Annotated in this window: 6 protein-coding genes and 1 pseudogene; 2 read left to right on the forward strand and 5 right to left on the reverse strand. The window is 69.0% G+C overall.

The genetic code is table 11. From position 1 onward, the window contains the following. The 4 genes and pseudogenes from T398_RS06480 to T398_RS06495 form a co-directional block, all read right to left on the reverse strand. Positions 1-195 (reverse strand): annotated as a pseudogene (locus T398_RS06480) (hypothetical protein); the annotation flags it as partial. Between the two features lie 171 nt (positions 196-366). Beyond that, the gene (locus T398_RS06485; protein ID WP_496445457.1) at positions 367-2,019 is read right to left on the reverse strand and encodes an FAD-binding oxidoreductase; all 1,653 of its coding nucleotides are present in this window, start codon (positions 2,017-2,019) and stop codon (positions 367-369) included. A gap of 39 nt (positions 2,020-2,058) precedes the next feature. Further along, positions 2,059-2,793, reverse strand: a complete 735-nt coding sequence (locus tag T398_RS06490) for a DedA family protein (RefSeq protein ID WP_496445458.1) — start codon at positions 2,791-2,793, stop codon at positions 2,059-2,061. A gap of 93 nt (positions 2,794-2,886) precedes the next feature. Next, the gene (locus T398_RS06495; RefSeq protein WP_496445459.1) at positions 2,887-3,567 is read right to left on the reverse strand and encodes a class I SAM-dependent methyltransferase; all 681 of its coding nucleotides are present in this window, start codon (positions 3,565-3,567) and stop codon (positions 2,887-2,889) included. Positions 3,568-3,753: 186 nt separating this feature from the next. Here T398_RS06495 and T398_RS06500 point away from each other — a divergent pair, with 186 nt between their 5' ends. Next, on the forward strand, positions 3,754-3,957 hold the full coding sequence (locus T398_RS06500) for a cold-shock protein (RefSeq protein WP_496445460.1): 204 nt from the start codon (positions 3,754-3,756) through the stop codon (positions 3,955-3,957). A 512-nt stretch (positions 3,958-4,469) separates the two neighbouring features. Here T398_RS06500 and T398_RS06505 read toward each other — a convergent pair. After that, positions 4,470-4,910, reverse strand: coding sequence for a trypsin-like serine protease (locus T398_RS06505; protein WP_496445461.1), 441 nt, complete (start codon positions 4,908-4,910; stop codon positions 4,470-4,472). A 408-nt stretch (positions 4,911-5,318) separates the two neighbouring features. On the opposite strand from T398_RS06505, the gene T398_RS06510 reads away from it, so the two are divergent. Then, the coding region (locus T398_RS06510) for a trypsin-like serine protease (protein WP_496445462.1) at positions 5,319-6,375 on the forward strand (1,057 nt) is incomplete at its 3' end.

Below are 6,375 nucleotides of genomic sequence, written 5' to 3' on the forward strand. Positions count from 1 at the left end.
GCGGCCCCGCGGATCCCGCGGGTCGTCCACCGCTGCCAACGCGACGAACAAGCTCCGCCGGTCACCATCGGTGACCACGGTCGGGCACGGCAGGTGCGGGGGTCGCTGCGGCAGCACGATCTCGGTCAGTGATGATGACATCAGCGGGTGCGTCCAGTTCTCGATCACGGTTGTCTTCGCAAACACCATGATCACGAACAGGCCGCACCCGTCCTACATGGACCCGGCCCCACCCATTCAGCCGCCAAAAACCCCAGCTCACAGACCCTTCAACCGACTACGCAACCGCCCTGTACCAACACCTGCTGGCCGGGCTACAAGCGCGTCCGGTGCCACAGGCCGCCCCGGCGAAGCGCCCAGCTCGGTCTACGAACTCCCGGGGCAGGCCGCCGGATGGGTCGCGCCGCTGGCTCCCGGAGCGTCCAGGAGGACGCCGGGGTTGAGCACCCACGATGGATCCAGGGCACCTTTCGCGGCGCGCAGCGCCAGCGCCACTGGCTCGGGGCGCTGCTGGTCGTACCAGGGCCGGTGGTCGCGGCCGACGGCGTGGTGGTGGGTGATGGTGCCCCCGGCGGCCAGCAGCGCCGCGGAGACGGCGTGCTTGATCTGATCCCACTGCGCGACGGTGCTACCCCACCGGCCGGCGGCGTAGACGCCGAAGTAGGGAGCCGGCCCGTCCGGATAGACATGGGTGAACCGGCAGGTGACCACGCCGGTCGCGCCGACCTCCCGCAGCGCCGCGCCCACCGCGTCGAGCACGGCGGCGCGCAACGCCGGATAGCGGTCCCAGGTGCAGGCGGTCTCGAAGGTCTCCACGATCATCGACCGAGCCGCGAGGGCATCCCGCTGGTACGGCATCCGCAGGAACGACGACCGCCAGGTGTCCGTGGCGCTACTCCCCCGGGACTCCGACGCGTCGCGCTCCCGGGGCGGCTCGGGCAGCGTCCCGCCGTGGTCGCGGCACAGTGCGACGGCGCGGTCCAGCGCGGGCCCGACCGGGTGGTCCGCGGACTCGAAGCCCAGCACGAGCACCCCGCCGCCGGTGGCCGTGCCGGCGTTCAGTAGCGCCTCCGCCGGGTCGAGCAGCCGGCAGTTGCTCGGGTGCAGCCCGGACTGGGCGATCGCCCGGGTCGCCGCGACGGCCGTGTCGTGGTCGTCGAAGTGCACCGCCGCGTCCGCCCGCCACCGTGGCCGCTCCTGCAGCCGAAGCCACGCCTCGGTGATGACGCCGAGCGCGCCCTCCGAGCCGAGGAAGAGCCGGTCCGGTGACGGTCCCGCACCGGAGGCCGGCAACCGTCGGGACTGACTGATGCCGCCGGGGGTGACCACCCGCAGCGCTTCCACCAGGTCGTCGATGTGGGTCAGGACCGTCGCGTAGTGCCCGCCCGCGCGCGTGGCCAACCACCCGCCGAGCGTGGAGAACTCGAACGACTGCGGGAAGTGCCGCAGGGTGAGGTGCTGCGGGCGAAGGTGTTTCTCCAGCGCCGGCCCGAAGACGCCGGCCTGGACCCGCGCCGCCCGGCTGGTCCGGTCGACCTCCAGCACCCGGTCGAGCCGGCCGAGGTCGAGGCTGACCGTGCCGGGATAGCCGTCGCCCACCCGGGGCTCCACCCCGCCGACGACCGAGGAGCCGCCACCGTACGGCACGACCGCCAGGCCGGAGCGCGAGCACCAGTCCAGCACGTCCACCACGTCCTGTTCGGAGGTGGGGCGGGCGACCAGGTCCGGTGGGTGCCGTACCTCGCCGTGCAGGTTCCGGACCACGTCCCGGAACGCCTTTCCGTGCGCGTGCGCCGCCCGGTCGGCCGGCTCAGCCGCGCAGAGGTGCGCCAGCGTCGCTGGCGGAGTGACCCGCGCCGGCGCCAGGTCCAACTCGGCCACCGGCGGCGGTTCGTGCGGGGTCAGGTCAACGTCGGGTAGCAGGGCCCGGACCCGGTCGGCCAGCCGCCCGGCCTCAGCACCGGTGACCGCGTCCTCGACGTAGCCCCAGCCCCACCATGAACGACGCTTCGCGGGCATCCGGTCTCCCCAGTGTCACCGACGTCGATGCGGGGAACCCTACTCGACTGATGACGTGACCGGTATCCCACCGTCCGGCGCCACGGACACGTCAGCCGCGGTCGGGCCGGAGCCCTGCTCCGGCGCCGATGCCTCCTGGCGGGAGCCGGCTGGGGCCGGCTGCCCGTCGTCGGGCAGTTCCGGCCACAACCGATGCCGGGTCACCGCCAACACCCCGGTGGCGAGGAGCACACCGACCACCATCGTCACCACCATCGGGCTGGGTGCGCCGGGCAGCAGCCCGGTGATCGACCGGGCTACCGCGCCCAGCACCAGATAGAGCCCGCCCCACACCGCCGCACCGAGCGCCGCACAGCCCACGAACCGCCGGTAGGACATCCGCAAGCCACCGGCAACCAGCGGCAGCAACGCGTTGAGGACCGGCAGGAAGGGCGCCACCAGCACCATCTGGCCGCCGCGGCGACGCAACATGTGCTCCGCCGCCGCCCACCGCTGTTCGCCGATCCAGTCACCGACTCGCCCGCGCCGCAGCCGGTCAGCGAGGTGACGGCCGGCCAGGAAGCTCAGTGACCAGCCGGCCAGGCAGCCGGCGACCACTGTGCCGAGCACGGCGAGGCCGGCGGTCGGGCCCTGCACCCCCACGGCCGCGAGGATCGCCACGTCTCCGGGCACCAGCACCCCGAGCAGCGGTACGGAATCGAAGACCATCACCAACCCGAGCGCCCCCAGGAGCAGGAGAGTGGGGAGCTCTCCAAGCTGGGCCAGCCAATCCATGCCCAACACGGTAGGACCACATCGCGTCCCCGGATATCCGGAGGGACCCCCAGCTGCCACTGATTCCCCGCTCAGGGTCTGCGTCGGCGTTCGTCAGCGTGGCCGCAGCACCTGTACCCGCCGTACCGGGGAGTCGGCGGTCGGCTCAGTGCTCGGCACCAGATACTCGGCGACGACCGCCATCCCATGGGCCGGCACATGCCCACGGCCCGGCTCGCCCACCATTACGTCGACCTCGGCGGCGACGGCGCGGCGGAGGAAGGGCAGCATCCGCGCCGCCGTCGCCCCGTCGTACAGGACATCGCCGGCTACCAGCAGGTCCAGCTCGGCGGGGGTGTCGTCCAGCAGGTCCCGGTCGGTGGCCGCGATCCGCACGCCGTTGGCCCGCGCGTTGACGGTGACAGCGGCGACCGAGTACGGGTCGGTGTCGGCGGCCACGACCTGCGCTGCGCCGGCCAGCGCGGCGGCGACCGCGACCACACCCGAGCCGGCGGCCAGATCGAGTACCCGGCGACCCGTCACCAGGTCGGGGTAGTCGAGCAGGTGCCGGGCGAGGGCCTGACCGCCGGGCCACACCGACGCCCAGTACGGCGGGGGCAGCGGGCGCCCGGCTCGGGCTTCCATCCGCGCCCACCAGACGATCGGGTCCTCGGCGAGATGCAGGCGTAGTTCGGGCACGAACGGTACGGGTAACAGTCGCAGCCGGTCCAGGCCGTGGCCGGGCGCAGCGATCTCCCGTTCCAGGTCGACCAACGCGGTCGCGGCTACGCCCACCGGGGCAGCATGCCCCAGTCTGGTAGGCCACCGTGCGGTGTTTGGCAGGTCCGCCCCGGACCGGTCATTTCGTTGCCTACGGCACTTCGTCCAGCAGATTGGCGCGCGGCCCGCTACTGTCGGGAAGGTACCGGGCGATCATCGGCCGCCGGCCGGGGTTCGCCCGCTTGGAACAGGGAGAGATGCATGGCAACCGGCACCGTCAAGTGGTTCAACGCAGAAAAGGGCTTCGGCTTCATCGAGCAGGATGGCGGGGGGCCGGACGTCTTCGTCCACTACTCGTCGATCTCGATGAGCGGTTACCGGGAGCTGAGCGAGGGCCAGAAGGTCGACTTCGATGTAACCCAGGGCCAGAAGGGCCCGCAGGCGGATAACGTCCGCCTGGCGTGACCCGGCGCGGTGACGGCGGTCGGACCAACCGGCCGCCGTCACCGTCGGGTGCACGGGATGTTCGTGCTGCGGTATCGAGTTTCCTTCCGCCGACTGGCTATCCGCGATCCGGGATGATCAGCGTGTCCGTCGCGTCGCCGCAGGCCGTGACCGGCGCGAGGTAGCTCAGCACCATGTCAGCGGCGCTGGTCGCGGACAACTGGCTCACTAGGTGGGCCCACCGACGGTGAGCCCACCCAAGCTCCTGGTCCGGAAATGGTGGCGTTGGTTCCGAGATGGATGCTGTTGTCGGGTAGGCCGACGGTGTAGGTGCTGAATCCACCAGGCCGATCCGTCCGCCGGGTTCGAGTGACACAACGCGAGGCTACTGCGCCCATCGGCGTCGTAGTCGCTCAGCGCCAGGTTCTGGACACCCCTATTGTTGCCGACCCGCTGGTTGCTCTCCACGGGCTGCGGATTGTCGGTGCTGGTCCAGCCCGGCGCGTTACAGGGGTTCCACAGGATCCAATCTGTCACATCATCCATCCGGGTACCGGTCGCCCCGTCCTGAGTTGCGTTCTCCCCCAAGCAGCCCTTTGCCAAGACGTGTTGTTGATCGCCACCAGCTGCGCGTTGCCGTCGTTCTCCCGAAATATGGGTCCACCCGCGTCACCCTTGCAGATCGTCGCGCCATCGGTGGCACCCACAACATCGATGAGTGAAGGTTCGACATCCTGCACCGTGAATGATGCGGCGTGCAACTGGTTCGGTACCCACTCCGTCGCGGTTCGGCCGTACCCCGAGATCTTGAGCGTCTCGGGGGCGGCCGGACTGGTGGCGATCGGAACAGCCGGGACCTCGGACACCGGCACGGGCAGTTGGACGAGGGCAAGATTCCGGTCCGGATGCGGAATGATCGAGACGGCCGAAACCTCGTAGCCGGTCGCTTCTGTAAGGTTGGCGCGTCCGGCCACAACGGCGGTCGGTCGGGTTGGCGGTCCGCCCGCCGGCGGCGCTCTGCACAGCTGCGCCCTGCCGTCGGGTAGCAGCGGCGACCGCATAGAACTGGTCTCCGGTGGCCGCGGCCTCATCTGGCCACTCCTCCACATGCCGGCGGTCAGCTGCGGACCCACCATGTCAGGGATTGGCGCAGTCCGATCAGTTGGCCAACCCATTCCGACCTAATTGACCCACTTAGCCCTAAACCTGGGACTCAATATAACTTCACACCAACTATAGTGAAAATTGCATCAAAGGGATAAGAACCTTGACCATAGGCCCATTCGAGGTGGGGCACAAAATTCTTAGGGATGTGATCTAAACTGACTGAGGAATGCGCCAAAAATCCTCGCCAGCGTTCGAGGATCGGAGGTTGTTCCTCCATGCCACCCACACCTCTCACGGGAGAACTCTTGTCACCACATCACCGACGCCGTTGGAGCACAGCGTTACTCGGAACCACACTGGTTGCCGGATTGTTGAGCGGCGGCTCAGCCAGCGCGGTCGCCGGGAGCGATCCGGTCCCAGACGGCGTTCACAGCTTTACCGCAAAAATCACTTTTGGCGACACCTCTGCGTGCAGCGGAGCCCTGATAGCACCGAATTGGGTAGTAACCGCGAAGACCTGTTTTGTCGAGGGGGGAGCGCCCCTTGCCGCCGGGGCGCCCACCCAACCAACGACCGTGGTTGTTGGTCGTACGGACCTAACAGCGCCTACCGGCTACGAAACCCAGGCGGTCTCGCTCGTCCCACACCCGGAGCGCAACCTCGCCCTCGTTCGGATTGCCAGGCGGATGGTCGAGATCCCGGCTATTCCGATTGCTGCCGCTGAGCCGGCTTCCGCCGAGACACTCACGGTCTCCGGGTACGGTCGGACCGCGACCGAGTGGGTGCCGAACCGGCTACATGCTGCCCCATTCACGGTCTCGGAAGTTGATCCCGAACTCATCAGTATTGATGGCGCCACGGCTGACGCGACGATCTGTAAAGGGGACGCGGGAGGCCCAGTATTCCGAGAGAACGACGGCGACCCGCAGCTCGTAGCGATCAACAACACGTCCTGGCAGAAGGGCTGCTTGGGCGAGACAACAACCCAGGACGGCGCGACTGGCACCAGGGTTGACGACCTGGCCGACTGGATCCAGGAAAACACCCCATCCGGCTGCAACGCAGCGGGGTGGGCCACAACCGACACTCAGGTGAGCCAGGTTGTCCAGTTCGGGGACTACACCGGTGACTGCATTTCCGACCTGATCAACCAGAATCCCGGTGGGACGCTCCGGGGCTGGCACGGCACCGGCGACCTGTCGGCGGACAACCGACTGTTCGTTGGATCAGATGTCGCAGTGGGTAGCGGCTGGAGCACTTCGTTGGCCCCACGCATCATCACCGGCGACTTCAACGGCGACGGCCGCACCGACCTCATACACCAAAACGCCG

The sequence above is a fragment of the Salinispora goodfellowii genome (genome assembly GCF_059570675.1).